The 477-nt window shown below is 50.5% G+C and carries 1 protein-coding gene; it reads right to left on the reverse strand.

The annotated features are described in order from the left end of the window. Nucleotides 1–477 (reverse strand): Ig-like domain-containing protein (locus ICN19_RS10125; protein ID WP_216247639.1); only part of this gene is annotated, 477 nt, incomplete at both ends.

Genomic DNA, 477 nt, shown 5'->3' on the forward strand with positions numbered 1-477 from the left:
TGTTGCCTTGGCATAAGCCAAGGTACCACCTGAAGTGGTGCTGTCATTGGCAACAACCGTACCATTGACGGGCGTATCTTCAGGGGTGGTATTAGTGTCATTAGCAGCAGTTAAGTCAACTACCGGACTAACCGTAATATCAAGAGTGGAGACAACATCCGCACCTAAACCATCGGTCAGCGCGTAGCTAATTGTTGGAACAGTGCCGTGATAGTTGGCTGCTGGCGTAAAGGTGTAATCGCCATTGGCGGCAATAGTGATAGTGCCAACACCTGGGATTGTTTGCGCTGTAGCGCCTACGGTAAAGACAACCGGGTTACCGCTACCATCGACCACGCCAGCAACTGTGAAGGTACTTACCGTTACCGGGCCATCAACACTGGTGGTTCCCGTTAACAAGTTACCGCTCTTAGCGGTATCTTCTGGTGTTGTTACGGTTTCAGGGGCATCAGTGAAGATGTCGTTAACCGGAGTAAT

Source organism: Polynucleobacter sp. AP-Capit-er-40B-B4 (assembly GCF_018882245.1).
GTDB lineage: Bacteria > Pseudomonadota > Gammaproteobacteria > Burkholderiales > Burkholderiaceae > Polynucleobacter.